Annotated in this window: 27 protein-coding genes; 16 read left to right on the top strand and 11 right to left on the bottom strand. The window is 37.3% G+C overall.

Features of this window, described 5'->3' with window-relative positions; translation table 11 throughout:
• Positions 1 to 232: 232 nt before the first annotated feature.
• From I6U50_RS10320 to I6U50_RS10330, 3 genes are all read right to left on the bottom strand, one after another.
• Positions 233 to 1,237 (bottom strand): acyl-ACP desaturase, encoded by a 1,005-nt coding sequence (locus tag I6U50_RS10320; RefSeq protein ID WP_193711939.1) that lies wholly within the window; start codon positions 1,235 to 1,237, stop codon positions 233 to 235.
• Positions 1,238 to 1,406: 169 nt separating this feature from the next.
• The gene (locus I6U50_RS10325) at positions 1,407 to 2,135 is read right to left on the bottom strand and encodes a metallophosphoesterase family protein (RefSeq protein WP_198638768.1); all 729 of its coding nucleotides are present in this window, start codon (positions 2,133 to 2,135) and stop codon (positions 1,407 to 1,409) included.
• A gap of 1 nt (position 2,136) precedes the next feature.
• Complete coding sequence (locus tag I6U50_RS10330; RefSeq protein WP_198638769.1) at positions 2,137 to 3,273, bottom strand: ATP-binding protein; 1,137 nt, start codon at positions 3,271 to 3,273, stop codon at positions 2,137 to 2,139.
• A gap of 376 nt (positions 3,274 to 3,649) precedes the next feature.
• Here I6U50_RS10330 and I6U50_RS10335 point away from each other — a divergent pair, with 376 nt between their 5' ends.
• The 11 genes from I6U50_RS10335 to I6U50_RS10385 all read left to right on the top strand — a co-directional run bounded on the left by I6U50_RS10335 (position 3,650) and on the right by I6U50_RS10385 (position 15,982).
• On the top strand, positions 3,650 to 4,456 hold the full coding sequence (locus tag I6U50_RS10335) for a DUF4382 domain-containing protein (protein WP_198638770.1): 807 nt from the start codon (positions 3,650 to 3,652) through the stop codon (positions 4,454 to 4,456).
• 134 nt (positions 4,457 to 4,590) lie between these two features.
• Entirely contained in the window at positions 4,591 to 5,595 is a 1,005-nt protein-coding gene (locus tag I6U50_RS10340) for an AAA family ATPase (RefSeq protein WP_193711943.1), read from the top strand.
• 120 nt (positions 5,596 to 5,715) lie between these two features.
• Positions 5,716 to 6,582 (top strand): DUF58 domain-containing protein, encoded by an 867-nt coding sequence (locus tag I6U50_RS10345; protein WP_193711944.1) that lies wholly within the window; start codon positions 5,716 to 5,718, stop codon positions 6,580 to 6,582.
• A gap of 5 nt (positions 6,583 to 6,587) precedes the next feature.
• Entirely contained in the window at positions 6,588 to 8,213 is a 1,626-nt protein-coding gene (locus I6U50_RS10350; RefSeq protein ID WP_198638771.1) for an LPXTG cell wall anchor domain-containing protein, read from the top strand.
• A gap of 8 nt (positions 8,214 to 8,221) precedes the next feature.
• Positions 8,222 to 9,226 (top strand): vWA domain-containing protein, encoded by a 1,005-nt coding sequence (locus I6U50_RS10355; RefSeq protein ID WP_198638772.1) that lies wholly within the window; start codon positions 8,222 to 8,224, stop codon positions 9,224 to 9,226.
• Positions 9,227 to 9,244: 18 nt separating this feature from the next.
• Positions 9,245 to 10,291, top strand: coding sequence for a VWA domain-containing protein (locus I6U50_RS10360; RefSeq protein WP_198628815.1), 1,047 nt, complete (start codon positions 9,245 to 9,247; stop codon positions 10,289 to 10,291).
• Between the two features lie 145 nt (positions 10,292 to 10,436).
• Entirely contained in the window at positions 10,437 to 11,285 is an 849-nt protein-coding gene (locus I6U50_RS10365) for a tetratricopeptide repeat protein (protein WP_232805923.1), read from the top strand.
• A gap of 58 nt (positions 11,286 to 11,343) precedes the next feature.
• Positions 11,344 to 13,098, top strand: a complete 1,755-nt coding sequence (locus I6U50_RS10370; RefSeq protein ID WP_198638774.1) for a BatD family protein — start codon at positions 11,344 to 11,346, stop codon at positions 13,096 to 13,098.
• Position 13,099: 1 nt separating this feature from the next.
• Positions 13,100 to 13,849 (top strand): SH3 domain-containing protein, encoded by a 750-nt coding sequence (locus I6U50_RS10375; RefSeq protein WP_198638775.1) that lies wholly within the window; start codon positions 13,100 to 13,102, stop codon positions 13,847 to 13,849.
• Positions 13,850 to 13,963: 114 nt separating this feature from the next.
• Positions 13,964 to 14,218 carry a hypothetical protein gene (locus I6U50_RS10380; RefSeq protein ID WP_198638776.1) on the top strand — a complete coding sequence of 85 codons (255 nt, stop codon included), beginning with the start codon at positions 13,964 to 13,966 and terminating at the stop codon, positions 14,216 to 14,218.
• 204 nt (positions 14,219 to 14,422) lie between these two features.
• Complete coding sequence (locus I6U50_RS10385; protein ID WP_198628806.1) at positions 14,423 to 15,982, top strand: SulP family inorganic anion transporter; 1,560 nt, start codon at positions 14,423 to 14,425, stop codon at positions 15,980 to 15,982.
• 50 nt (positions 15,983 to 16,032) lie between these two features.
• Here the strand turns inward: I6U50_RS10385 and I6U50_RS10390 are convergent, their stop codons facing one another.
• A complete protein-coding gene (locus tag I6U50_RS10390; RefSeq protein WP_198638777.1) occupies positions 16,033 to 16,578 on the bottom strand; it encodes a CvpA family protein in 546 nt (181 codons plus the stop codon).
• Positions 16,579 to 16,719: 141 nt separating this feature from the next.
• Here I6U50_RS10390 and I6U50_RS10395 point away from each other — a divergent pair, with 141 nt between their 5' ends.
• From I6U50_RS10395 to I6U50_RS10405, 3 genes are all read left to right on the top strand, one after another.
• Positions 16,720 to 17,076: a hypothetical protein gene (locus tag I6U50_RS10395; RefSeq protein WP_193711980.1), complete on the top strand. Its 357-nt coding sequence runs from the start codon at positions 16,720 to 16,722 to the stop codon at positions 17,074 to 17,076.
• Positions 17,077 to 17,142: 66 nt separating this feature from the next.
• Positions 17,143 to 18,162, top strand: coding sequence for a phenylalanine--tRNA ligase subunit alpha (gene pheS, locus I6U50_RS10400; protein ID WP_193711954.1), 1,020 nt, complete (start codon positions 17,143 to 17,145; stop codon positions 18,160 to 18,162).
• 204 nt (positions 18,163 to 18,366) lie between these two features.
• Positions 18,367 to 18,762: a hypothetical protein gene (locus I6U50_RS10405; RefSeq protein ID WP_193711955.1), complete on the top strand. Its 396-nt coding sequence runs from the start codon at positions 18,367 to 18,369 to the stop codon at positions 18,760 to 18,762.
• Positions 18,763 to 18,767: 5 nt separating this feature from the next.
• On the opposite strand, the gene I6U50_RS10410 is transcribed toward I6U50_RS10405, so the two are convergent.
• A complete protein-coding gene (locus tag I6U50_RS10410; protein WP_198638778.1) occupies positions 18,768 to 19,763 on the bottom strand; it encodes an NAD(P)H-dependent glycerol-3-phosphate dehydrogenase in 996 nt (331 codons plus the stop codon).
• A 236-nt stretch (positions 19,764 to 19,999) separates the two neighbouring features.
• Here I6U50_RS10410 and lysM point away from each other — a divergent pair, with 236 nt between their 5' ends.
• On the top strand, positions 20,000 to 20,638 hold the full coding sequence (lysM, locus tag I6U50_RS10415; protein WP_317192024.1) for a peptidoglycan-binding protein LysM: 639 nt from the start codon (positions 20,000 to 20,002) through the stop codon (positions 20,636 to 20,638).
• Positions 20,639 to 20,808: 170 nt separating this feature from the next.
• Here the strand turns inward: lysM and I6U50_RS10420 are convergent, their stop codons facing one another.
• The 5 genes from I6U50_RS10420 to I6U50_RS10440 form a co-directional block, all read right to left on the bottom strand.
• Positions 20,809 to 21,003: a hypothetical protein gene (locus I6U50_RS10420; protein ID WP_193711958.1), complete on the bottom strand. Its 195-nt coding sequence runs from the start codon at positions 21,001 to 21,003 to the stop codon at positions 20,809 to 20,811.
• A 59-nt stretch (positions 21,004 to 21,062) separates the two neighbouring features.
• Entirely contained in the window at positions 21,063 to 21,359 is a 297-nt protein-coding gene (locus tag I6U50_RS10425; RefSeq protein ID WP_193711959.1) for a Bor family protein, read from the bottom strand.
• An 82-nt stretch (positions 21,360 to 21,441) separates the two neighbouring features.
• Positions 21,442 to 22,026, bottom strand: a complete 585-nt coding sequence (gene nadD, locus I6U50_RS10430; RefSeq protein WP_193711960.1) for a nicotinate (nicotinamide) nucleotide adenylyltransferase — start codon at positions 22,024 to 22,026, stop codon at positions 21,442 to 21,444.
• Complete coding sequence (gmk, locus tag I6U50_RS10435) at positions 22,019 to 22,612, bottom strand: guanylate kinase (protein ID WP_198628794.1); 594 nt, start codon at positions 22,610 to 22,612, stop codon at positions 22,019 to 22,021. The genes nadD and gmk overlap by 8 nt, the downstream gene beginning before the upstream one ends.
• On the bottom strand, positions 22,613 to 23,470 hold the full coding sequence (locus I6U50_RS10440; RefSeq protein WP_198628791.1) for a YicC/YloC family endoribonuclease: 858 nt from the start codon (positions 23,468 to 23,470) through the stop codon (positions 22,613 to 22,615).
• 148 nt (positions 23,471 to 23,618) lie between these two features.
• On the opposite strand from I6U50_RS10440, the gene I6U50_RS10445 reads away from it, so the two are divergent.
• Positions 23,619 to 24,044, top strand: a complete 426-nt coding sequence (locus tag I6U50_RS10445) for a hypothetical protein (RefSeq protein WP_198638780.1) — start codon at positions 23,619 to 23,621, stop codon at positions 24,042 to 24,044.
• 56 nt (positions 24,045 to 24,100) lie between these two features.
• Here the strand turns inward: I6U50_RS10445 and I6U50_RS10450 are convergent, their stop codons facing one another.
• Positions 24,101 to 25,069, bottom strand: coding sequence for a YheT family hydrolase (locus tag I6U50_RS10450; protein ID WP_198628788.1), 969 nt, complete (start codon positions 25,067 to 25,069; stop codon positions 24,101 to 24,103).
• Positions 25,070 to 25,228: the final 159 nt, after the last annotated feature.

Here is a 25,228-nt window from a genome sequence, read left to right on the forward strand (position 1 = left end):
CAACAAACCAATATTAAGCCCACAAATTTGCGTTCCAACTCTACCAATTGGTAATAGACCACTACTTAAAAGTCAATTTTCGTCAAGCTGAACTCGTTTCAGCTTCTAACATGTCATTTGATTATCAACATATTAGGTCTCCGAATAAATTTCGGAGCAGGCTCTGAACTAAATTCAGGATGACGATTTTGATTTTTCAGACAGCCTCCTATTTTATAAATTTTTCAAATGATTATAGCCTTCCGTTGGCTTCTACCCATTTAAAAGTATATTGATCTTCCGGGATAGCCATTCTTCCTGCAATTCTTCGCATTCTGTCTGGCAATTTCATCAAATAATCCCTTGCTTTTTCGGCCTCATCGGTTAATGAGCGCATTTTATCTATCTCCCAATAACCGTTTAGTTTTTCAAGGATTTCTATATAATCGTAGGTTGTATAAACGCCAAGTCTTTGTGCTGCGTTCGAGAAATTTTCAAAAGCTTCGGCAATACCCTGGCCGCTTTCTCTTAGAAATTGAGCCGGCATTACTATTTTTTTCTTCATCATATCGTGAAAAGCCAGCATCATTTCACTGGGGTCATGTTCAAAAATTGTTTTTACGAATTCCCGATAGGCCATATAGTGCCTCATCTCATCTCCTGCGATGATATTACACATTTTCCCCAGCATTTTATTGCCTTTCTTTTTAGCCAATTGCCCAACTCGCTTGTGAGAAATATTGGTTGCTAGCTCCTGAAAACTGGTATATACAAAGTTTTTGTAAGGATCGCGACCGGTACCAATATCAAAACCATCGTTTATTAAATACTGTGTGGTCTTTTCAATCTCACGCATATTTACCCTTCCTGATAGGTAGAGATACTTATTTAGGGTGTCTCCGTGGCGGTTTTCTTCACCGGTCCAGTGGCGAACCCATTTAGACCAGGCGTTTTCCTCACCGCGCATTTTCCCATGCTGTTCTACCCCTTCCATATCCATAAGCCAGGACTCATAAGTAGGTAATGCTTCTTCGGTAACCATATCGGCCACTAAAACTACCCAAAAATCGTATTCAAGCTCTTTTGCTTCTTCCCTAATTTGGGTAATTTGATCCATATAATTTTCTCCCTGTAAGTTTGGAAGAAGATCTGTGGGTTGCCAAATATCTTCTACTGGAATAAGATATTTTTCAATGAAATCGTCTACCTGTTTTTCAACGGTATTCATTACTTCTAATCTAATATTGTCGAGGGCCATTTCAGTTTGTTTTGAAGCAGAAATCTAAAAATTCTGCCGGTATTAATCAACTCTTAAGCAAGAATTGGATTTAAAATATGCTGTTTAAAAATTTTTACTTGCAAATAAAGCCTAAAATCCTAGAGTTACAAAGATAAAAAGAGAAAAGGCATTTTGTGGTAAATTCGTCTTAATTTCTGCCTTTTTCACTTGGATAAAATTTATAAACAGGTTCACTTTGCCAAATTTCTTTTGTATTTACTTCCATAGCCGAGAGCTTGCCCTTAAAGGCAGCACCGGTATCTAAATTCCAAACACTGGCTCGTTTTATGGGAGTGGTTTCATTGATTCTGGTTACCGGGGTGTGTCCAATAAAAATTTCATCAAAAATTTGAAATCGTTTTGGATAATTTGTATCGTTTGGGCTAATAGACCCATCCATAGAGAGTGCCATTTCCCACAAAGTTCTATCCCAATAAAATCCTGTTTGGTGGTATTCCTGTTCCGGGCCGTGTTGATTGGTAAACCCGGCATGTACAAAAAGCCTGTTTTCCTTGTCTATATAGTAATTTAGCATCTGATTGTAAAACCTGAGATGTGTTTCTATTTCTTCTGAAGAAAAATCTCTGTACGCATCAATACTGGATTGCCCGCCGTGCTGCAGCCATTTTTTATTGAATTCCCCGGTTTCCAGCCATCTATGAGTAAGATCATCATGATTGCCGCGTAAAAAAATACAGGTATTTTGTTTTGCGAGATCTATAAGGTAAGAAACCACGTTGGCCGAATCGCTCCAGCCGTCTACATAATCGCCCAGAAATATTAACTTATCGCTTGGGGTTACCTCTATTTTTTCCAGTAGTTGTATTAAAGCTTTTAGCCCGCCGTGAATGTCTCCAATAGCAATATTTCTACCCATTTTAATTGTATTTTACTTTTCTTAAAATTCGCATACTTTCTTTATAGTAATTATAAACTTCCCGACTGTATTCTTTTAAATATGGTTTTGCTTCTTCCAGCTTATCTATGGCTTGCTCAAAATTATTTAAATAACATAGCAAATAGGTGGAAGGTAAATTTTTAAGGTCTTTTTTTTGTTGATTGTTTAGTTTAAGCTTCTTTTTTAGTCTTTCAACCAGGCTATTGTTTGTGTTGTAAATATGATAAAGTGTCTTTTTGTCGAACTTTGGTGGTTCAAACAAAAGCTTACTTTCAATATCGTAACTAACATTATCTTTAAAGTTTATAATAACTTCTTCCAACGGATAAAATTTATACTTGTCGTGCAGGCCTAACTGCACATATTCAAGGATTTTAAACTCGTTGTTAGAAAGGCTAATGCTTACCTGGTCCATATCTGAATAGAACAATTTCACCTGTTCGTTAATTAGCTCTATATCTACCCTGGAGTAAAAAGTTTCGTCTTGTGATTTTATCTTTTTTCCGGCCCAACAAACCACAAAATATTCTTTAAAAACTTTATAAGTAGCGTTATAGTCTTTTCTTTTTTGAAGAAAATCGAATACTCCGTCCAGGGTTAACTCAATATTGTTGTGGGAATGTTTTTCTATGGCCGCAACTATTTCCGAGTTCACATTTTTAATTTTTACATCAAAAACCTTGGGCATACTAATGCTTCCTTCCCTAAAAAAGACCGAACCCCCATAATATTTCCAAATGTTCTTTTTAAGCGAACATATTTTTCCATGATTTGGTCTAATACTTACCAGTCCAACAACCAGTTTACCTGGTAGGTGCGGAAAAGGGATATTCTCGTAAGAAATTAAAGGCGGATTGCTTAAATAGGCATTTACGAGATTCTGAATTTTGCTATCGTCAAAAAAATCAGTGCCAACAATACTATTGTCTTCATCTCTTACGCCAATAACGATATAAGAATTGTTTTCGGGGTTAGAATTAGAAAGGGCGCAAACGTGTTTTAGGAATTTGGCTTTTCCTTCTTTCTCACCAATATTAAGCTTCAGTTTTTTGTCATAAAAACTGTTCTCATCGTTGTGAGCAAGTAGATTTTTTATTAAAAGCCGTTTGTTGATCATAATTTATTTGTCGTTTCTACTAAAAGTTAGGCTCCCTTCCTTATTAGTTTTTGTAAGTATATATATCATAAATTATATTTTTCAATTGTAACATAGCCATTGTTAGACTGTTATTTTTATTGTGCAAAACCTGAAATCCCCCCTCTTTTAATGCACCTAGACGCGTTTTTGTTTTTTAGCATGCCATTTTGGTAATCAATGCTATCTTAGTAGGTTTTTTTAGTCACTAAAGTAATTATAAGTAAGTAGCCTAACTTTAAACATGTCGTTTAAAGTCGTGTTAAATTTAGTTAATCTCAGGTTTAAGATATAATTTCTTTCAATGTGCTGCGTTTTGCTCACTAAACAATTAATTAACCTAATTAAGATACAAACAATGAAAAACCTTAAGTTAAAAAGTTTATTGCTTGCAGCAGTAGTTGCCTTTGGATTTACAAGTTGTAGCGATGATGATGAAAATGGAGGAGCAGAAGGAAACGCCCAGTTAACCCTTAGAATGACAGATGCTCCCGGTGATTACGACCAGGTTTGGGTAGATGTGCAGGACGTGATGATTAAAACTGAAGCTCCTGTTGGTGAAGAGGAAGCTGAATGGGAAAGCCTTGCCAACGTAGAAGCAGGGCGTTATGATCTTTTACAATTAACCGGAGGGGTCTCTCAGTTATTGGCCGATGTAGAAATTCCGGCTGGTTACCTTGATCAGGTAAGATTGATTTTAGGACCCGATAATGCTGTAGTGGTAGATGGAGTAGAAATTCCTATGGCTACCCCAAGTGCACAGCAGTCTGGTTTAAAATTAAAGGTAGAGCAAGAGCTTGAGCCAGGGGAAAGCTATGAATACCTTTTGGATTTTGATGTAGATGAATCTGTGGTAACCACAGGAAACGGAGGTTATATTCTAAAACCGGTAATTAGAATGATGGCGATGGCCAATACGGGTTCTATTGTGGGCGAAATACATCCTACCGAAACAAAGTCTTTAGTAAAAGCCCAGAATGCAAGCTATACCATTTCGGCTTATACAGATGAAGCTGGAAACTTTGTATTACACGGTGTTCCCGCGGGAACTTATAAAGTAACCGTTACTCCAGATGCTGAAACTGGCTTGGAGGTGAAAACAATAGATAATGTTAAAGTAGAGGAAGACACTCCTGTAGATCTTGAAACAATTTATTTGGAATAGATAAAATTATTCCTATCTAAAAAAAGAGCGGCTAATAAAGGCCGCTTTTTTGTTTTTTAACCATACATTAACAGCCTATACGCTAATAATTTTCCAATTTGCGACACGAATTTAAGGTCTTTAATACGAATAAAATGATAGATAACAACGCCTCTGTAGATATAGCGAGTTTAAATGAAAAAATTGAGAGGGAGAGCGCTTTTGTAGATTTGCTAAATACCGAAGTAAACAAGGTAATAGTTGGGCAAAAGCACATGATGGAGCGCTTGCTTATTGGTTTGTTAGGGCAGGGCCATATTTTGCTTGAAGGTGTTCCCGGTTTAGCCAAAACACTTGCTATCAATACGCTTTCTAAGGCTGTTCACGGTAGCTTTAGCAGAATTCAGTTTACACCAGATCTTCTGCCGGCAGATGTTGTAGGAACACTAATCTACAACATGAAATTAAATGATTTTAGTATTAAAAAAGGACCCATTTTTGCCAATTTCGTATTGGCTGATGAGATTAACCGGGCTCCAGCCAAGGTACAATCGGCTTTGCTGGAAGCTATGCAGGAAAAACAGGTGACTATTGGGGAAGAAACATTTATCTTAGATAAACCATTTTTAGTAATGGCCACCCAAAACCCGGTAGAGCAGGAAGGTACCTACCCATTGCCTGAAGCGCAAGTAGACCGTTTTATGTTGAAAACCGTTATAGACTATCCTGAAATTAACGACGAACAACTAATTATGCGTGCCAACTTAAAGGGTGAATTTCCAAAGGTGAACCCTGTGGTAAGCATAGAGCAAATTTTGCGTGCGCAGCAAACGGTGCGGGAAGTGTATATGGATGAAAAAATAGAAAAGTATATCCTGGATATTATTTTTGCTACCCGTAATCCCGAAAAATATAATTTAAAAGATCTAAAACCGCTAATAAGCTTTGGTGCCTCCCCGAGGGGAAGTATTAACCTGGCCAGAGCTGCAAAATGCTATGCGTTTATTAAGCGCCGTGGGTATGTAATTCCCGAAGATGTACGAGCTGTTGTTTTAGATGTACTTCGCCATAGAATTGGAATCACATACGAGGCCGAAGCAGAAAATGTTACTTCAGAGGATATTGTAAACAAGATAGTAAACGAGATAGAAGTTCCGTAGAAAAAAGTTAGCAGTATCCAGTTGCGTTGGTAGCTGTACTGTTAAATACTAACTTGTATACTGCATCTACTTATCTATATTGAATACTGCAAACTGAGACAGCATACTGCACACTAAAAAATGGATACCAAAGAGCTCTTAAAAAAAGTAAGAAAGATTGAAATAAAAACCCGGCGTTTGAGCGATCACGTTTTTGGCGGGGAATATCATTCTACTTTTAAAGGTCGTGGAATGACTTTTAGTGAGGTGAGACAATACCAGTTTGGGGACGATGTTAGAAATATAGACTGGAATGTTACCGCTCGTTATAACGAGCCTTTTGTGAAGGTTTTTGAAGAAGAACGTGAACTTACCATGATGCTTATGGTAGATGTTTCAGGTTCTGAATTCTTCGGAACAAAAAATCAGCTAAAAAAAGAGGTTATTACCGAAATTGCAGCCACTTTGGCTTTTTCGGCCACCCAAAACAACGATAAGATTGGGCTGATGCTTTTTTCTGATAAAATAGAGCTTTATATTCCGCCTAAAAAAGGGCGGTATCACGTATTGCGAATTATAAGGGAGTTAATAGAGTTTAAACCACAATCTAAAAAAACCGATATAGCGGCGGCCATAAAATATCTTTCTAACGTCATGAAGAAAAAGGCCATTGTTTTTATGCTTTCTGATTTTATGGACGATGAGTACCAGCAAACCTTAAAGATTGCAGGTAATAAACACGATGTTACCGGGATTAGGGTTTTTGACCCGGCTGAGGAGGAAATCCCTAATTTAGGCCTTGTACAAATGTTGGATGAGGAAACCGGAGAGTTAGTAACGGTAAACACCGGTTCAAAAGCGGTTAGAAGGAATTATGCCGAATATTATCGAGGTCGCGCAGCTTATTTTAATGAAAGTTTTACGCTTAGTGGTGCCGGGGTGATCAATAACCGAGTAGACGAAAGTTATGTGAAGAAATTATTGGGTTATTTTAAAAGAAGAGGCTAGAAAGAATGAAGGAAAAGTCTTTAATAACTAAATTTAAGTTTGGGGCGGCAAGTTTGCTGCTTTTCTTGTTGTTTCCTTTTTTGTCTTTTGCACAGCAAGCAAAAGTAAATGCTGGAATAGACTCTACTTCTATAAAAATTGGCGAGCAAATTATCTTTAGTATTGAAGTAGAAACCGATTCTACCAATTTGGTAGTTTTTCCTGAAGGACAAACTTTCAAGCCTATGGAAATGGTGGAATCTTTAGGGGCCGATACTACCACGGTTGAAGATAGGTTTAAACTTTTAAAAAAATATTCGCTTACTCAGTTCGATTCGGGAGCTTACACTATCCCGCAGCAAAAAGTAATTATTCAAAACCGGGAATATTTAACCGATTCTTTTAGGCTTGAGGTAGCCAATGTAAAGGTAGATACCACCCGGCAGAAAATGTACCCTATAAAACCGGCAGTAGATGTGCCGAAAGGCTTTGAGTTTCCAAAGTGGATTTGGTGGCTTCTGGCCGCTCTGGTATTGCTTGGTGTTGCTTTTTATTTCTTCAGAAGAAAAAAGAAAAAGCAGGAAGAAGTGCCTGAATTACCTCCATACGAACAGGCAATGCTTGAGTTAAAACAGCTTGACGACTCTTCTTTATTGCCCGATAGGGAAATAAAGGAGTACTACTCACAGCTTACTTTTAGTGTTAGGAAATACCTGGACAGGAAGATTTACGACAGGGCACTGGAGAGCACTACTTCAGAGCTTATTGCTTATCTGGAATTAAGAAAAAAAGCAGGGGAATTAAGTTTAAAAGATACGTCTATAGGCAATCTTCAGCAGTTATTAAAACGTGCCGATTTGGCCAAATTTGCTAATTCCAGGCCCGATGTGATTACCGCAAAAAGCGATAGGACCAAAGTAGAACATTTTATAAAAGATGTTAGGCAGGTGGTTCCTGAACCAACCGAGGAGGAATTGATGCAGGACGAGAATTACCGAAAGGAAAAACTACAGCGTAAAAGAAGAAATAAGATTATTGCAATACTTGGGGGAGTAATAGTTGCAGCACTTGTGGTAATTACGGTGCTTATAAATACTAAAGGTTTTGACTTTGTAAAAGATTCGGTTTTAGGGAATGAAACCAAAGAATTACTGGAAGGTGATTGGATTAGAAGTGAGTACGGTACGCCCCAGGTTAGCATTATCACTCCCGAAGTTTTGGTAAGAAAAACGGTAGATCGTAATGATGAACTCCAGGAAATGTTATTGGGCAGTGAAACCTTTGATGCGGGAACGCTTGAAGGAAATTTATATACCTTACTTATTACCGGGCCTGTAAACCCACAAGGCGATTTCGATTTGCAAAAGGCCGTAGATGGTATTTATACCTCCCTGGAAGCCAGAGGGGCCAGGAATATTATTATAAAGCAGGAAGATTTTTCTACTATAAATAATACCGAAGGAATAAAAGTATTTGGAACTTTTAATCTTGAAAACCCGGTAACCGGCGGGCCGATTAAAAAGGAATATGCCATTTTAAATTTTGGTGCCAATGGCGGTTTTCAACAAATTATGGTAGTCTTTAATGAAGGAGATGAATATGCCGAAGAAATTTCACAACGTATTGAGAATTCGGTTCAATTAAAAAATTAGGTTAAGTAATGTTTGCTAATTATACATTCGAAAATCCAGAATTTTTCTGGTTGTTATTGCTGCTTTTGCCGGCAATAGCCTGGTATTTCTGGAAGCGTAAAAAGCAAACTCCAGAACTTAAAATGTCTAGCGTTAAAGGTTTTAAAGTAAAGCAATCCCTGCTTTCAAAACTAAAACCTGTGCTTTTTGTATTGCGCTTACTGGCTTTGGCGCTCTTAATTACTGCTATGGCAAGGCCAAGAACCGTAGATGTTACCACGCAAAGTAGCAATATTCGAGGAATAGATATTGTGATGGCCATAGATGTTTCAGCAAGTATGCTGGCGCGTGATTTTGAGCCTAACCGACTTGAGTCTGTAAAAGAAGTTGGGGCCGAATTTATTGAAAACCGCCCAAATGATAGGATTGGTCTAGTGCTTTTTGCCGGTGAGAGTTTTACTAAAACACCAATTACCAGCGATAAGAGTATTGCTTTAAGGGCTATAGAGGAAATTGAGTATAGCAATGTTTTACAAAATGGTACGGCAATAGGTTCTGGTTTGGCAACTGCCGTAAATCGGTTAAAAGATAGTGACGCCAAAAGTAAGGTAATTATTCTATTGACCGATGGGGTAAACAATTCAGGGTTTATAGACCCTAAAATAGCCAGTGAACTCGCAGTAGAATTTGGGATTAAAACTTATACTATAGGAGTGGGAAGTAACGGCAATGCATTGACACCGGTTGGAACTTTACCTAACGGAAGATTTCAATACGGGATTCAAAAGGTAGAAATTGACGAAGCTTTATTACAACAAATTGCCGCAGATACCGGAGGCGAATATTTTAGGGCTACCAATAATGAAAAACTGGAAGAGATTTATGAAGAGATAGATAGCCTGGAGAAATCTGAAATTGAAGAATTCAGGTATTATAATTATACCGAAAAGTTTAGGCCTTATGCTTTGTTGGCATTGGGCTTACTGCTTTTTGAAATAATCTTGCGATACACCGTATTTAGAGGTTTTATTTAAAACTTGAATGGAAGTTTAATGATCTTAGAAGAGAAAATATATTTATGGTTTTTACTGCTTATACCGGCGGTCCTTCTGTTGTACCTTATTTTTAGGATATGGCAAAAACGCGCCCGTTCTAAATTTGCCAGGCCAGAACTTTTAAGCTATTTATCGCCTAACAGGTCTTCTTTTAAACCTTTGCTAAAGTTATTGCTGGTTTTATTGGCATTGGGCGCCCTTGTAATGGGACTTGTAAACCCTAAAATAGGTTCGCAATTAGAAACCGTAAAGCGTGAAGGCGTGGATATTGTTTTTGCGGTAGATGTTTCTAAAAGTATGGAGGCAGAAGATATTGCTCCAAACCGCTTAGAAAAATCGAAGCAATTAGTTCGGCAAATTATTGGCGATTTAGGAAGTGACCGTGTGGGGATTATTGCTTATGCCGGTAGTGCTTTTCCGCAACTGCCAATCACCACAGATTATGGTGCTGCCGAAATGTTCCTGGAGAGCCTAAATACCGATATGATTTCTTCCCAGGGTACGGCGATTGGAGATGCTATAGACCTTGCCATTGGTTTTTTTGATGATAATCAACAAACCAACCGGGTTATGTTTATTCTTAGTGATGGGGAAGATCATGGAGGAAATATTGAAGATATGGCCAGGCAGGCTTCAGAGGCCGGGATTAGAATTTATACCATTGGAGTAGGTACAACCAAAGGCGGGCCTATCCCTATAAAAAGAAATGGTGTAGTTCAAAATTATAAAAAAGACAACCAGGGAGAAACGGTAATAACCAGGTTAGATCCTGGTGTTCTTCAAGAGATTGCAAAAGAGGCCAATGGTCAATATATCGATGGGAGTGTCACTGCAGAAGTTACCGAGAAAGTGCAGGAAGAGTTACTTGGCATTGAAAAAACAGAATTTGAGGCCAAGCAATTTGCCGATTATAAATCGCAGTTTCAGTGGTTTGTTGGTTTGGCAATTTTATTGCTGTTGTTAGATATATTTATGCTGGAAGGTAAAACCGGCTGGATAAGAAAACTTAATTTATTCAACGAAAAAAGAAAAACGGGGGAGTGAGCTAATGAAAGGTTCTTTAAGACACATATTACTCGATAATAGCGGCTTGAAGGTTTTGGGGTTTTCCCCTAAACTCAAATTGTCCCTTTTCTCAGTACACCCCATAGGGTATCTGAGAACTAGTATATTTTTAATTTTTGGCTTTTTGTTTTCATTTCAGGTTGTTGCCCAACAACAAAGCGATAAAGATAGAGAGCAAGCCCGGAAAGAGGCATTAAAATTTATGAAGGAGGCCGATGAAGCCCTTGGTGAAAACAATTTTCCCGAAGCAGAAGCTGCTTACAGGAAAGCCATCGCAAAAGATCCTGAAAACAGTACTGCCAGATATAATATGGGAAATATGTATTATACCCGCGAAAATTCACCGCAGGCAGCACAACGATTTAAGCAGGCTGCCGAGGTTGCCGATACAAAAGAAGCAAAACACAAAGCAAACCATAACCTTGGAAATGCTTTTATGAAGCAGAAAAAGTATCAGGAAGCTGTTGAGGCTTACAAGGATGCTTTAAGAAATAAGCCTACCGATGATGAAACCCGGTATAATCTGGCCTTAGCTAAAAAGATGCTGGAACAGCAGCAACAAGATCAAAACCAGGACGGAGGCGATAACGAAAATCAGGATCAGGAGAACCAGGACGAGGAGAATCAAGATCAAAACCAGGATCAGGAAAATAAAGAAAACCAGGAGAATCAAGATCAGGAGAATCAGGGAGAAGGAGAGAACGAAGGAGATAAGGATCAACAAGATAAAGATCAGGAAGAGCAGGAAGGCGACCAGGACGAAAAAGAACAGCCAGACGACGGGCAGGGAGACCAGGAGGAAGAAGATAAACAACCTCAACAAGCCCAACCTCAGCCGGCGCAAGGACAGTTGTCTCCAGAGCAAATACAGCGTTTGCTACAGGCAATGAACAATGAAGAAAGAAAAGTACAGGATAAAATAAATGCAGAAAAACAAAAAGGTGCCAAAGTGAAATCTGAAAAAGATTGGTAAAATTTTTGATATATTTCTTGCCAAAATCATACTTATCTTAAAGAAAGGGATTTTACAGATGAAGTTGAAATTTTTAATACTCAGTGTTATATTTTTTACCGGCCTTGGTTTGCAGGCCCAGGTGAAATTCGAGGCTAAAGTGAGCAAGAATAAACTAGGGGTAAACGAACGTCTTAGGATAGATTTTGAGATGAACCAGGATGGTGATAACTTTCGTCCACCTTCTTTTGATGGATTTACCGTGGTTGGTGGGCCAAACCAGGCGGTGAGTAACCGTTGGATTAATGGAAACCGCACTTATTCCAAAACTTATTCCTATTACTTACAACCTAACTCAAGGGGTAATAAAACCATTGCCCAGGCCGAAATTACCGTAGATGGCAAGGTTTATAAAACAACACCTATAGATATCCAGGTAACCGCAGCGGTAGATAAGCCTATGGATGGGGATAATTCAGAATTAATAGCTTCAGATAATTTACATTTGGTGGCAGAAGTTTCTGATGCAACACCCTATTTAAATGAAGGGATTACGGTAATTTATAAACTCTATGTGAGTCCGCGAATTAGCGTTAGTAATTTTAGAGAGGTAGATAGTCCTAAGTTTAAAGATTTTTGGAGTCAGAATATCGAAATAAGGGAATTAAGGCCCGAAAATGGAGAATATCAGGGAGAGCCTTATCGTTATGTAGTCCTTAAAAAAGCAGTGCTTTATCCGCAAAAAACCGGAAAATTGGAGCTAGAGCCACTTACCTTGTCGGTTTCGGTAGATGTGCCCAGTGACAGGCGTGATATTTTTGGAAGTAGGATTTATAAAACCATCAATAAAACGGTGGCAGCCGGCACCAGAACCATAGATGTAAAAGCCTTACCGGGGAACAAACCCGCCGGATTTAACGGTGCGGTTGGAAAATTCAGCCTGAATGTAAGTACGAATAAAGACCAACTAAAAGCTTCAGAATCTTTAGAGGCCAAAGTGGAAATTAGAGGAAATGGAAATTTAAATTTATTTGAATTACCGGCGCTGGAAGTACCTTCTTCATTAGAAATGTATAGTCCCGAAAGAATAGAAAACGTAACCACTACGCTTAATGGGAAACAGGGAAGTATAATAGACAACTACACCATTGTGCCAACAAGAAAAGGGCAATATCCTATAAAACCCCTTAATTTCTCTTATTTTGACCCACAAACCGAAACCTATAAGAGCCTGTCTTCCCAGGAAATTATAATAGACGTAGAAGAAGGCCCAGCGTTGGCGGGGGGGAATACTATTGCTGGAAACAATAAGCAAGCTTTAAACCTTCCTTCAGAGCAATTTAGGTTTATAAAAACAGCTACTAATTTAAAACCTTTAGAGCAGCAGGCATTTTTTAGGTCCTGGACCTTTTGGGGGTCTTTAGTTCTGCCTTTTGCTGCAATTCCGCTAGTTGTTTTATTCGGAAAAAGAAGAGAGGCCAAAGCAGCCGATGTTACCGGAAGCAAAAGGAAGAAAGCCGATAAACTGGCTCGAAAATATCTTTCGGAAGCAAAGAAGAACCTTGGTGATCAACAAAGTTTCTATGAGGCTTTAGAGCGAGCTATGCATAATTATTTAAAGGCGAAGTTACATATACAAACCTCTGAAATGAGCAAAGAAAGGATTTTAGAGATTTTGAATGAAAAAAATGTAGCCAGTGAAACTTCAACAGAATTTATAGCGGTATTAAAAAGTTGCGAGTTTGCCCGTTATACACCTGCCTCTAATACAGCGCAGCACGAAGATTATGATAAAGCGGTGAGGGTAATTTCAAAACTTGATAAAGATTTGTAGTATGAAAAAACAGGTATTGATATTGCTCCTATTTTTATCTTCTTTGGCGCAGGCCCAAAATACAGCGCTTTTTGAAGAGGCCAATGAAGCCTATGCCAATAACGATTTTGAAACTGCGGTAAGCAAATACGAAAAGATCCTTGAAAACGGAGAGACTTCGGTAGCGGTTTATTATAATTTGGGAAATGCATACTATAAGCTAAATAATGTAGCGCCCAGCATTTATTATTTTGAGAAAGCGCTCCAGTTAGACCCTACTGATGAAGATGTACAAAACAATATAGAGTTTGCACGAAGCATGACTATTGATGATATTCCGGTAATAGAGGAAACCGGTTTTCAAAAGACTATTAATAGCTTTATCTCTACTTTCTCATACAATACCTGGGCCTTTATAGCTATTGCTTTATCGGCGATTTTTGTGGTGTTGTTTCTACTCTATTACTTTAGCAGGACATCTTTGCAGAAACGCATTTTCTTTGGCCTGGCGATGTTTGTTTTCGTATTAGGGGGTATGTCGGTTTTTTTCGCATTTCAGCAACAGGAAATTCAGTTTAATAATCAATTTGCGATTATTTTTGCTGACGAAGCCCCGGTAAGAAACGAACCTTCACAAAGGGGCGATGCGGCATTTAGTCTTCATGCCGGAACCAAGACCAAGGTGCTGGAAGATTATCAGGGGTGGTTTAAAATAGAGCTTTCTAACGGCACCCAGGGCTGGATAGAAGGCGATTATTTGAAGCAACTATAAATTGTATCAATATTAGTTTAACATTAAAGTATGACTTTTTCTTTTTAGTTAAAAACATTTCTCATTATTTTTGCCGCTATGAAAATGTGGGCCTACATTCTAAGTTTTATTTTTATGGCATTTATTGCTACTCCAACCATTGTGGCCTATATTGATAATTCTGTAGACATATCGTTTGCCTTTAATGTAAATGAAGAAGAGAGTTCTTCTAAAAATCAAATCAATCTTGAATTCAATCTGGAAAAGCATAATTCTAATTATGCCAGCATACAATACCTACAGAGGAATACATTTATAAAAGATTATTATTCACATAGCTATCCCAGCGTTTTTTTGGATGTTATTTGCCCGCCGCCCAAACAGGCCTAATCTAATTTAAACCTTTTCTGAATTTTTATAAAGCTTATGCAATTTTTGCAAAGAGCCTGCTGTGATTTAATTGTACATGCAGGATAAAATTCTAATCAATTATTTTTTTAAAATTAGACTAATAGGTCAATTCAGGGATGCCCAAACTTAATATTAAGGGTGTGTTCCTGAAATGTTTTGATCTTCAAAATAAAAAAGCGTTTTATGTTTAAACATCTAAATAAAGATTTTCCGGCGAGTATTGTAGTGTTTTTTGTGGCCATTCCCTTGTGTTTAGGAATTGCCCTTGCCAGTGGAGCCCCATTATTTGCAGGTTTAATTGCCGGTATGGTTGGTGGTATTGTGGTGGGAAGTATTTCTAACTCTCAACTTGGGGTAAGTGGTCCCGCTGCCGGCCTGGCTGTAATTGTACTGGGAGCTATTCAATCTCTTGGTAGCTATGAAATATTTTTAGTGGCTGTTGTAATAGCCGGACTTCTTCAAATTATTATGGGAGCTTTAAAAGCGGGAATAATTGGATATTATTTCCCCTCTTCGGTAATTAAAGGGATGCTTGCCGGTATTGGTATTACCATTGCTATTTCCCAGATTCCAAATGTGCTTGGCTTTTCGGCCGATTTGGAGATTTTTTCTATAGACGGCGGTATTGGTGCTGCCCTGGCGAATATTGCAGATAACCTTCATTATGGTACTTTACTAATTAGTTTCGTTGCCCTGGGGATTCTATTGTTATGGGAAAAAGTACTTACTAAAAAAAGCAAGATTTTTAGTATTGTCCCCGGTCCCTTAGTTGCTGTTGCTATGGGGGTGGTTTATTATCTTGTGGTAGATGGGCCTACTTTTGGAATTAAAGATTTTCAATTGGTTTCTGTACCTGTACCCGATAGTGCAGCTTCTTTTTTTGGACAATTTTCTATACCCAATTTTGCAGAAATTACTAACCCCGAAGTTTGGGTGGTTGCAATAACTATAGCAATAGTTGCCAGTTTAGAGACTCTATTAAGTGTAGAAGCTATAGATAAAATAGATCCACTAAAAAGGACTACAAATACCAACCGTGAGCTTTATGCACAGGGTGCTGGTAATATGGTATCGGCACTTATTGGAGGTTTACCGGTTACTCAGGTAATTGTAAGAAGCTCAACAAATGCACAGTCTGGAGGAAGAACAAAGATGTCTGCCATTTTACACGGTTTCCTAATTCTGTTCTCTATTATTGCTATTCCAACGGTATTAAATATGATTCCTTTAGCCGTTCTTGCCGCCGTACTTTTACTGGTAGGCTACAAGTTGGCTAAACCGGCTTTATTTAAGCAGATGTTTAAATTAGGGAAAGGTCAGTTCCTTCCTTTTATAATTACAATTCTTGGAGTGGTGTTTTTAGACCTTCTTATGGGAATAGGGCTGGGTCTTGCTGTAGGTATAGGTGTTATTTTAATTAATAGTTACAAGAACTCCCACTTTTTACATAAAGAGGGGTACGATATTAACGATGGTAATTATAAAATTACCCTTGCCGAAGAACTTTCTTTTTTAAATAAAGGAGCCATTTTAAGGGAGTTAAATGAAATACCAAAAGGGGCAAGCGTTTTAATTGATGTTAGGCAAACTAAGGTGCTGGATTATGATGTTCTTGAAATTTTAGATGAATTTGCAATAAAAGCCAAACGTAAAGATATTACTATTAAACTGGTATCTGGTAAAGGGGAAGTTACAAATCCCAATAGTTTCAGGAGGTATTTCGGGTTGGACGTACCGGTATAATCCCGGGAGCTAGAAACAACTTTGTTTGTGGTAAGAGGAGGTTTTCCTGGCTAGGCCTCCTCTTTTTTGTTTTCAAAAAGATCACTTTCTTTGTCTAGTATCTTCCTGTCTCTTGCTTCCCTAAGAATAGAAGGGAGCAGCATAGGAGCAATAACTTTAACCGGGTTGTAAAGCTTCGATTTTTCAAGGCTTTCTTTGCTAACCAGATTAATCTCTTCGTTCGTAGCAGCAAAAAACATAATTATTACACTGGCAATAAATGTCATTTTTAGGAGTCCGAAAGCGCCACCCAGTAATTTATTTACAATGCCTAATGCCGCAAAACCGGCTACTTTAGTTAAGATTCTACCGGCTAGTGAGATTAGGAAAACAATAAGGATAAAGGTGATGGCAAATGCAATTAGGTTTATGTATTCTGAATCCCAGTTCATATTTTCAGCAAAGAAATCACTTAAAATATAGGAGAAATGAATAGCCCCGTAAATTCCGGCTACTATACCCACAAGAGAGGCAATTTCAGCTAAAATCCCTCTAAAAAAACCTCTAACGAGTCCGTAAAGTAGAATCAGGGCCAGGACAATATCTATTGTGTTCATTTTTCAAATATAGTAAAATACCGGTGGTGGTCTTTAGGCATGCAGTGACAAATAGGGCTAGAGATAGTATTAAGAATAAGGCCAAATATTTTAAGTCCTGGTATGGCTTCATTTCAAAAAGGAAGATATTATCTTTGTGGCATGACACGAGACGAAAATTTGAAAGATAGATGGGAGGGTTTGCAAAAGAAACTTTCTTATCAGTTTGCCGATGGGGAATTAATGGATTTGGATGCGATAATTTATGTTATTGGTGTGCAGGAATTAGGGCAGCCGCATAGGAGGTTTAAAAAAGACCATAAAATAGACCTAATGCACATTGCCATTTGCCGTTTGTTAGAACCTTATGGCTATTATGAGTTTGATTATTTTGATGAAGATGGATGGCCGCATTATAAAACTTTAGAACAGTTGCCCAGTCTTAAACCGGGAGAACAATCGGTTTTAATGAAAGAGGCCATTGTAAATTATTTTATCAATAATCAATATATAGATTAAAGTAGCTATGTGCTGCCTAAAACTACATTTTTACTAAATTTGCCCTTTTGAAAAGAAAAAGATCTCATGATAGATAAAATTAAGCAACATATAGCTGAAGTAGAAGCTTTTAAAACCGAGTCGGCCAAAGAAGTAGAAGCATTCAGAATTAAATATCTCGGTAAAAAGGGGATTTTAAACGATTTCTTCGCGTCTTTTAAGCAAGTGCCAAACGAACAGAAAAAGGAGTTTGGGCAAACTATAAATGCCCTTAAAAAAGCTTCAGAAGCTAAAGTTGCAGCCTTAAAAGAAAACCTGGAAAGCAAGCAGGAAGAAAAAGGAATTTACGGAGATCTTTCAAGGCCCGGCGAGCCTATCGAAATTGGAGCCAGGCATCCTATTTCTATTGTTAAGAATCAAATTATTGAGATTTTTTCCAATATAGGTTTTAATGTTTCTGAAGGACCGGAAATGGAAGACGACTGGCATAACTTTACAGCCCTTAACCTTCCTGAGTACCATCCGGCACGTGATATGCAGGATACGTTCTTTATTCAAACAGATCCCGATATTTTACTGCGCACCCATACTTCTTCTGTGCAGGTGCGATATATGGAAAACAATCAACCGCCAATTAGAACTATTTCTCCGGGACGCGTTTTTAGAAACGAAGCCATCTCGTCACGTTCACATTGTATTTTCCACCAGGTAGAGGGTTTATATATTGATAAAAATGTGAGTTTTGCCGATCTAAAGCAAACTTTGCTCTATTTTACAAAGCAACTTTTTGGAAAGTCTAAAATTAGATTGAGACCTTCTTACTTCCCATTTACCGAACCAAGTGCCGAGGTTGATATTTACTGGGGCCTTGAAACTGAAACCGATTACCGAATTACGAAAGGAACAGGTTGGTTAGAGATTATGGGTTGTGGAATGGTAGATCCAAATGTGCTTAAAAACTGTAATATAGACCCTACGGAATATTCAGGTTTTGCCTTTGGTATGGGAATAGAGCGTATAGCTATGTTGCTGTATCAAATTGGGGATATTAGAATGTTTTATGAGAACGATATTAGGTTTTTAGAGCAATTTAAATCGTCGTTCTAGCTGCTTTAACCATAGCCTGGGATTATAATAATTGTAACTATGAAAAAGCTTGGGTTAATTATTTTAGGGGTACTTGCCCTTGCGGTTGTCATTATTTTAATAGCAGTAGAAATAATTGAAATTACATTAGGAAATATTTTATAAGCAGTTAGGCTTTCTTCCCAAAAATTGTTGAAAAAAGCCTAAAAATAAGGTTGAATACCAGTGAAAAAAGATATTGACATACCTGTAGTAGAAGAGGTGTACGTAGCCGCTGTAAAGGTTTATAATGAATCTTTTAAAGTAGAAGAGTGGAATGCCTATCTTATAAACAATAGAGACGAGGCCATTGAAATGGCTCTAATTGTAAGCAAAGGTTACGATGATAAAAAACAGACCTCTGTTATACGCCATAAGTTGGAAAAGCTTCCTTCTAAATCTTTTGCAAAAATTGAATTCCTTCAAGAAGAAGTTCTAAAATTGAACAACCAGTTTCAGGTAACTTTTTTCGCTGGTGGTAAAATGTTTGAAAAGAAATATATATTCAGAAAAAATAGCGTAAACGAAAAGGCATTACGTGAAATTCCTATTATTCCCAATAGAGGGATTCTAGCCGAATAAACCGCTTATGTAAGCTTTTCGGCTAGCTTTTTAATTACTTTTTTAGGGTTTTTACCTTCGTAAAGAATTCCGTACACAGCATTAATTATAGGTGTTTTTGCCCCTTTATCTTTGTTTATTTTATAAGCACTCTCGGTAGCGTAATAACCTTCTGCAATCATGCTCATTTCCATTTGGGCACTCTTTACGGTGTAGCCTTTACCAATCATATTTCCAAACATACGGTTTCGGCTAAATACAGAGTATCCCGTTACCAGAAGGTCACCAAGGTATGCAGAATCGTTAATGTTACGCTTCATATTGTGTACTTTCTTGATAAAGCGTTTCATTTCTTTTATCGCGTTACTCATCAACACACTCTGGAAGTTATCTCCATAACCTAATCCGTGAGCTATTCCGGCGGCAATTGCATAAATATTTTTCAGCATTGCTGCATATTCGGTTCCCGTAACATCGTCGCTTAGCTTACACTTTATGTATTCACTGCTTAAATTATCTGCAAGTAATTTGGCTTTCTTTTCATCGGTACAGGCAATAGTGATGTAAGAAAGTCTCTCCAGGGCTACTTCCTCGGCGTGACAGGGGCCTGTAATAACCCCAATATTATCGGCGGGAACCTGATGGTATTCTTCAAAATGCTCACCTACAATAAGGCTACTCTCGGGTACAATTCCCTTAATTGCCGAAAATATAATTTTATCTTCCAGAGAGACGGTTAAAGCATCTAATTCCCGTTTTACAAATGCTGAAGGGATAGCAAAAATAAGGAAATCTGCCGCGGCAACTGTTTTATTAATATCATTACTAAGTTCTAGCTGGTTAATATCAAATTCAACCGAGCTCAAATAGTTTGGATTATGATCTTGTTTTTTAATATGTTCAATGGCATAATTGCTTCGCATATACCAATATATGGTATCTACGTTTTCACTAAGCATTTTTACAATTGCAGTAGCCCAGCTACCGCCGCCAATAACGGCAAACTTTGGGGACTTGTTCATAGATTGATTTTCTGTAATCCAAAAATAAACAATTTTCTAAGTATATCTAAAAGCATAGGGTTTATAAAGCTATTTATTAATTATTAGCTAAAAAATTGTCCTAAAAGTTTAACATATATAAATTTTATAATTCACAATTCTAAAAGATTTAGTGCGTTAGTCTATTAACAAAGAGCTTTCTTTTAATAAAAGGATTTTCTTAGTTTTTGGTTGGTTATTTAGTTTGAAAACCGCAAATGCAAAATTTAACTCTGCTTTGCGGTTTTTGTTTTCTTACAGTAGGCTGGCAAAAATCTAACAAAGTTTTAGGAATTAAAACAAGTGTAGGATTCTATTTCTTTTGTATTTTTCGGTGTAATAAATTAATTATCAGTGTTATGGGGGTGTTTTCATTTATAAAAGATGCCGGAGAGAAAATATTTGGTAAGGTGAAGGAGCAGGAAGAAGAGAATATAGAAGTATCTGAAGCAAAGAATGAGATATTACGAAAAGAGAATGTAAAGGCTGCCAGTAAACTACTGGAGATAATAGAAAAATTTGATCTTTCTGTAGAGAATCCGGTAATTAATATTGAAGGAAATACGGCTACTGTATATGGGTTGGCAGATTCTCAAGAAATTCGTGAGAAAATTGTTCTTTTAATAGGAAATTCTGAAGGGATTGCAAGGGTAGATGATAGGTTGGCCGTGAAAATAGAAGCGCCCGAAGCTAGTTTTCACACAGTAGAACGTGGTGAAAATTTAAGTAAGATTGCTAAAGAATACTATAAAGATGCCAATAAGTATATGGTGGTTTTTGAAGCCAATAGACCAATGCTTAAAGATCCGGATAAAATATATCCCGGCCAGGTTTTAAGAATTCCACAGCAACAATAAGAAATAAAGATTAAAGACTGTTTAAAGTTTTGAGGTTGTTACATTGAGGGCAGTCGACGTCCTAAAGCTTGTAGTTCCACCATGAAAAAAGTAGGTTCAATCAGCTAAGTAGAACGGCCAAAATAAGATTTTAAACAGTCTTTTGTTATTGAGTGCTGTTGGATTGAGTTTTAATTGGTTTTTTGAGATTTGGGGAATAATCTCCAGGAAAGAAAGATAAAAATTAAAAGAAGAATAATTTCTCCCACAAAATATCCCCAACCATATTCGGTTAGGTTATTGAGGTCTACCAAAGCAATTTTAAATACCTTCCAGGTTAAAAACAGGGAGATTATAATACAAACGAAGAAAAAAAAATTTTTCAATTGAATAGGATATTTAAAATCCGGTGGGCTATAAAGTGCCCACCGGGTTTTTATATTTCTTATTTTGTTACAGTAGTAGTAGTTGGGCTATATAGACCAAAGGTAAGAGCTGATACTAAACCATTCACGAAGGTTTGTCTGGTGTGCACATTGTAGTTTTCTGCTCCTTCAGCCATTTCTTTAGAATCAGAAACTCCTACTGGTGCCAAACCGTACACTACGTAATGGTTCCATTCAGTTTTTTCCTGATTTCCCTGAGCGCCTTCACCTACAACACTTGTGTAAGAATAGCAAGAAGTTAATAAGATAGAAGCCACCGCGGCAACCATACCAAGTTTGGTAGTTTTTTTAATCATAATGGATAAAATTAAATTGTTAAAAAAATATTTTTTGAGTAGGGTGGCGCGAAATTAGTAAAAAATCTATGTTAAAATAGAATTACCTATAAAAATTCATAAGTTTAATATAATCCCAAACAGATTGGGTTAACAAGGGCTTTATAAATTTATCTTCTTTTACCGCTCTTCTTATAAATGTTGAAGAAATTTCAACCACGGGAGCGTCTACCCGTTTAATTTTTGGATGGTTTTTAAACTCATTTTCAACCTCTCCTCCAGAAATTCGGGGGTAAACATAGATTTCATGATTTTCTAAGATTACCTCATAATTCTTCCACTTGTGAAAAGTTTTTAGGTTGTCTTCCCCCATAATTGGGCAAAAGGTATTGGTAGGATATTTTTCCTGAAGGTGTGCCAGGGTAATACAGGTGTAATTTGGTTGGGGCAAGTTAAACTCTACATTAGAGGGTTTTAAATGTTCATAACCTTCACAGGCTTTATAAACCATGTCCAAACGATGGTGATTAGCTAAAAGCGTACTTTTCTTTTTATGTGGATTATGAGGTGTAACTACTAACCAAACTTCGTCTAAATCTGAAAACTCTGCCATGTGGTTGGCGATAATAAGATGCCCGGTATGAATTGGATTGAACGTCCCAAAAAACAAACCTACTTTCCTATTCATTTTTAGCTGGTTTTTTTGCACCAACATAACTAGCCACCAACTCGTAAGCTTCTTTTAGCGCAGTATCCAAATGATGGTTCTCAATAATAAAATCAAATTGCGGAGCCGTGGCCAATTCGATGGAGGCCTTGGCTACACGCATATTAATCTTGTCATCGGTCTCAGTTTTACGTTTTTTCAGCCTTATTTTTAATTCTTCAATACTTGGGGGCTTCACAAAAACCGCCAGGGTTTTATCTGGATAGATGTTTTTTATATCCAATCCACCAACTACGTCTATATCAAAAATTACGTTTTTTCCCTCGGCCCAAATACGCTCTACTTCACTTTTTAAAGTTCCGTAAAAATTATCCCGATATACTTCTTCCCATTCCAGGAATTCGTCGTTTTTAATCTTTGTTTTAAAGTCTTCTAAAGATAGAAAATAATAATGCTGTCCATCTTTTTCATCGCCCCTGGGAGCGCGCGAGGTTGCAGAAGTTGAAAATTCCAGATTTAGCTCTTTGTGCTTCAACAAATGTTGAACTATGGTTGTTTTTCCCGATCCAGAGGGGGCCGAAAATACAATAAGTTTACCATTACCCATTTAAAGTACGTTTAAAAGTTGTTCTTTAATTTTTTCAAGCTCGTCCTTCATTTGCACCACTAATTGCTGCATAGGGGCATAATTAGATTTGCTGCCAATGGTGTTGATCTCACGCCCCATTTCCTGAGAAATAAAACCAAGTTTTCGGCCGTTAGAATCGGGTGAATTTATGCTTTCGTTAAAATAAGCAAGGTGGTTTTCCAGTCTTACTTTTTCTTCGGTAATGTCAAATTTTTCAATATAGTAAACCAGTTCCTGTTCAAAACGGTTTTCATCTACATTTTCCTTAAGATCGGCAATCCCTTTTCGCAGGCGTTCTTTAACGGCATCAATTCGCTCGGGATCAATCCTTAGAACCTCCTGCAATAAGGTCTCAATATTATTTACCCTAAGTTTTAGGTCTTTTTCCAAAGCTTTTCCCTCGTCTTTTCTAAACGTATTGATTTCCTCTAAAGCTTCAATTACGGCGGCTTCAATGGCTTTAAATTCAGATTCATCAATCTCCTCACGCTCGGTGGTAACCGCATCAGGCATTCTAACAGCCATTTTCAGCAATTCGGTTTCGTTGCCGTCTACAATATTCTTTAATTGCTGTATATAATTTTTAACTACGCCGGTGTTTACAGAGGCTGTAGTTTCTTCACCTGTAATCTCTACATAGAGGGAGAAATCTACTTTTCCGCGATTAAGCGATTTTGAAATTGTATTTCTTAGTTGAAGTTCTTTTTCGCGATATTGCGAAGGAATTCGGGCGTTTACATCAAGGTTTTTGCTGTTTAGCGATTTGATTTCAACGGTTATCTTTTTGGTTGGGAGTTGCGTTATGCTTTTCCCAAAACCTGTCATTGACTGGATCATGAGTGATTTTTAAGCTTGTGCAAAGATAATCAATTCTATAGCAGTGCAAAGCCGCCAAAAAGGTATTTTGTAGATTCTAAAACTTTAGCGGAAAGCTGCGCAACTAATCCGTCAAATCTGCATCGAATAAAAACACAAATAACGTAGTATGAATAAAATACTCATTTTACTAATACTGGGAATTGCCTTGTTTAGCTGCTCTAGTGATGACACTAATGAAAAACAAAACAACTGTGATCTAAAAACTATAATTAGCACGGAAGATTATATAGAGGCGCCTTCTAATTTTTTAACTATTAATAGTTTAGAGATAAACAATAACTGTCTAAAAGTTAATTTTAGTGCCGGAGGTTGTAATGGAGATACCTGGGAAGTAAAACTAATTGATTCAGGAGAAATTTTGGAATCTGGGATACCACAAAGGAATGTAAGATTGTCGTTAAAAAATGAAGAGTTGTGCGAAGCTTACATCACAAAAGAACTTACTTTTGATATTTCGAACCTAAAAGTTAATGGAAACAAAGTTCAATTAAATATTGAAAACTCGGGTGAAAGTATTTTGTATGAATATTAAATTGTGGGGCAATCCATATGCTTAACTACGCCTAAGGACTTTTTGGGTTATTATTTTTAAGCTTGTTTTAATTCTTCTATAAAGGCCAGGGCTCTTTCTTCGTGATAATAGGCTTTATTATGTTGAATATAGCCTACGTGCCCGCCGTGTTTTGGGGTTTCTAAATAAAGAAATTTAGATTTTTTAGCTATTTCTTCAGGATAGGAATGAGCCGAAAGAAAAGAATCGTTTTTTGCGTTTAACAGAAGCGTGGGAGTGGTTATATTTGATAGAAAACCTATACAGCTGCATTTTTTATAATAATCTGCTGCATCTCTAAATCCGTGTGCCTTGCTTGTGTATACTTCGTCTATGGCCAGCAGCGAATTGCATTGTGTGATCTCTTCTTTAGTAATCTTTTGGGGAAAATGGGTTTGCCTTAGTTCTAGCTCTTTTTTCAGGTTTTTTAAAAAACGTTTTGAGTATATAAAATTACGGGTTCTATTAAGCTCTTTAAGGGAAGCGGCAAGGTCGCAAGGGGTAGAAATGGCTACCGCCGATTTGATTTCGGAAGGAATATGAGCCTGTTCGCCCAGATATTTTAACAGTAAATTTCCACCCAGGCTAAAACCAATTAGGGCTATTTTTTTATACTGGTTTTCCTGTTGTATAAATTTTATTACTGCTTGTAGATCTTCGGTAGCGCCTCCGTGGTAACTTCGGTATAGCCGGTTCATTTCTCCGCTACAACTTCTAAAGTTTAGAGAAGCCACATCCCAACCTTGGTCCTGAAACTGTTTTGCCATTCCCAGCATGTAGGGTCTATTAGCATTTCCGGCAAGCCCATGAAGTAGAATTATAATTTTGTCATTTTTTGGAGAATAAAAACCCCGCTCCAAATCTAAAAAATCTCCATCGCTTAATTCTATACGGTCTGCAGTATGAAAACTATAAGCTACTTTTCTAAGTGTAGCGGCATAAATGCTGGCTATATGAGCGTTTTTGAAAATCCCGGGCGCTTTATATTTAGTTTTAAGTATAGGCATAGCGTGCAAAGTTAAGTAGTATTATGCTAAGGGAAGAATCTTGTTGATAAGTCTATAATCTATATGTGATTTTCCAAAGCTTATTTAGAGAAAATCAGGTTGAAATAAACCTCCTGCATTTTAAACTGTAGTATACTGTACAGTAGAAATTTTTAAAAT

The sequence above is a fragment of the Salegentibacter maritimus genome, from assembly GCF_016236975.1.
In the GTDB taxonomy this organism is placed as follows: Bacteria; Bacteroidota; Bacteroidia; order Flavobacteriales; family Flavobacteriaceae; genus Salegentibacter; species Salegentibacter maritimus.

Bases quoted from the DNA above. Each gene is read 5' to 3' on its own strand.
- I6U50_RS10320 (WP_193711939.1), bottom strand. From the start codon at position 1,237: ATGGCCCTCGACAATATTAGATTAGAAGTAATGAATACCGTTGAAAAA.
- I6U50_RS10325 (WP_198638768.1), bottom strand. From the start codon at position 2,135: ATGGGTAGAAATATTGCTATTGGAGACATTCACGGCGGGCTAAAAGCT.
- I6U50_RS10330 (WP_198638769.1), bottom strand. From the start codon at position 3,273: ATGATCAACAAACGGCTTTTAATAAAAAATCTACTTGCTCACAACGAT.
- I6U50_RS10335 (WP_198638770.1), top strand. From the start codon at position 3,650: ATGAAAAACCTTAAGTTAAAAAGTTTATTGCTTGCAGCAGTAGTTGCC.
- I6U50_RS10340 (WP_193711943.1), top strand. From the start codon at position 4,591: ATGATAGATAACAACGCCTCTGTAGATATAGCGAGTTTAAATGAAAAA.
- I6U50_RS10345 (WP_193711944.1), top strand. From the start codon at position 5,716: ATGGATACCAAAGAGCTCTTAAAAAAAGTAAGAAAGATTGAAATAAAA.
- I6U50_RS10350 (WP_198638771.1), top strand. From the start codon at position 6,588: ATGAAGGAAAAGTCTTTAATAACTAAATTTAAGTTTGGGGCGGCAAGT.
- I6U50_RS10355 (WP_198638772.1), top strand. From the start codon at position 8,222: ATGTTTGCTAATTATACATTCGAAAATCCAGAATTTTTCTGGTTGTTA.
- I6U50_RS10360 (WP_198628815.1), top strand. From the start codon at position 9,245: ATGATCTTAGAAGAGAAAATATATTTATGGTTTTTACTGCTTATACCG.
- I6U50_RS10370 (WP_198638774.1), top strand. From the start codon at position 11,344: ATGAAGTTGAAATTTTTAATACTCAGTGTTATATTTTTTACCGGCCTT.
- I6U50_RS10375 (WP_198638775.1), top strand. From the start codon at position 13,100: ATGAAAAAACAGGTATTGATATTGCTCCTATTTTTATCTTCTTTGGCG.
- I6U50_RS10380 (WP_198638776.1), top strand. From the start codon at position 13,964: ATGGCATTTATTGCTACTCCAACCATTGTGGCCTATATTGATAATTCT.
- I6U50_RS10385 (WP_198628806.1), top strand. From the start codon at position 14,423: ATGTTTAAACATCTAAATAAAGATTTTCCGGCGAGTATTGTAGTGTTT.
- I6U50_RS10390 (WP_198638777.1), bottom strand. From the start codon at position 16,578: ATGAACACAATAGATATTGTCCTGGCCCTGATTCTACTTTACGGACTC.
- I6U50_RS10395 (WP_193711980.1), top strand. From the start codon at position 16,720: ATGACACGAGACGAAAATTTGAAAGATAGATGGGAGGGTTTGCAAAAG.
- pheS (WP_193711954.1), top strand. From the start codon at position 17,143: ATGATAGATAAAATTAAGCAACATATAGCTGAAGTAGAAGCTTTTAAA.
- I6U50_RS10410 (WP_198638778.1), bottom strand. From the start codon at position 19,763: ATGAACAAGTCCCCAAAGTTTGCCGTTATTGGCGGCGGTAGCTGGGCT.
- lysM (WP_317192024.1), top strand. From the start codon at position 20,000: ATGCAAAATTTAACTCTGCTTTGCGGTTTTTGTTTTCTTACAGTAGGC.
- I6U50_RS10425 (WP_193711959.1), bottom strand. From the start codon at position 21,359: ATGATTAAAAAAACTACCAAACTTGGTATGGTTGCCGCGGTGGCTTCT.
- nadD (WP_193711960.1), bottom strand. From the start codon at position 22,026: ATGAATAGGAAAGTAGGTTTGTTTTTTGGGACGTTCAATCCAATTCAT.
- gmk (WP_198628794.1), bottom strand. From the start codon at position 22,612: ATGGGTAATGGTAAACTTATTGTATTTTCGGCCCCCTCTGGATCGGGA.
- I6U50_RS10440 (WP_198628791.1), bottom strand. From the start codon at position 23,470: ATGATCCAGTCAATGACAGGTTTTGGGAAAAGCATAACGCAACTCCCA.
- I6U50_RS10445 (WP_198638780.1), top strand. From the start codon at position 23,619: ATGAATAAAATACTCATTTTACTAATACTGGGAATTGCCTTGTTTAGC.
- I6U50_RS10450 (WP_198628788.1), bottom strand. From the start codon at position 25,069: ATGCCTATACTTAAAACTAAATATAAAGCGCCCGGGATTTTCAAAAAC.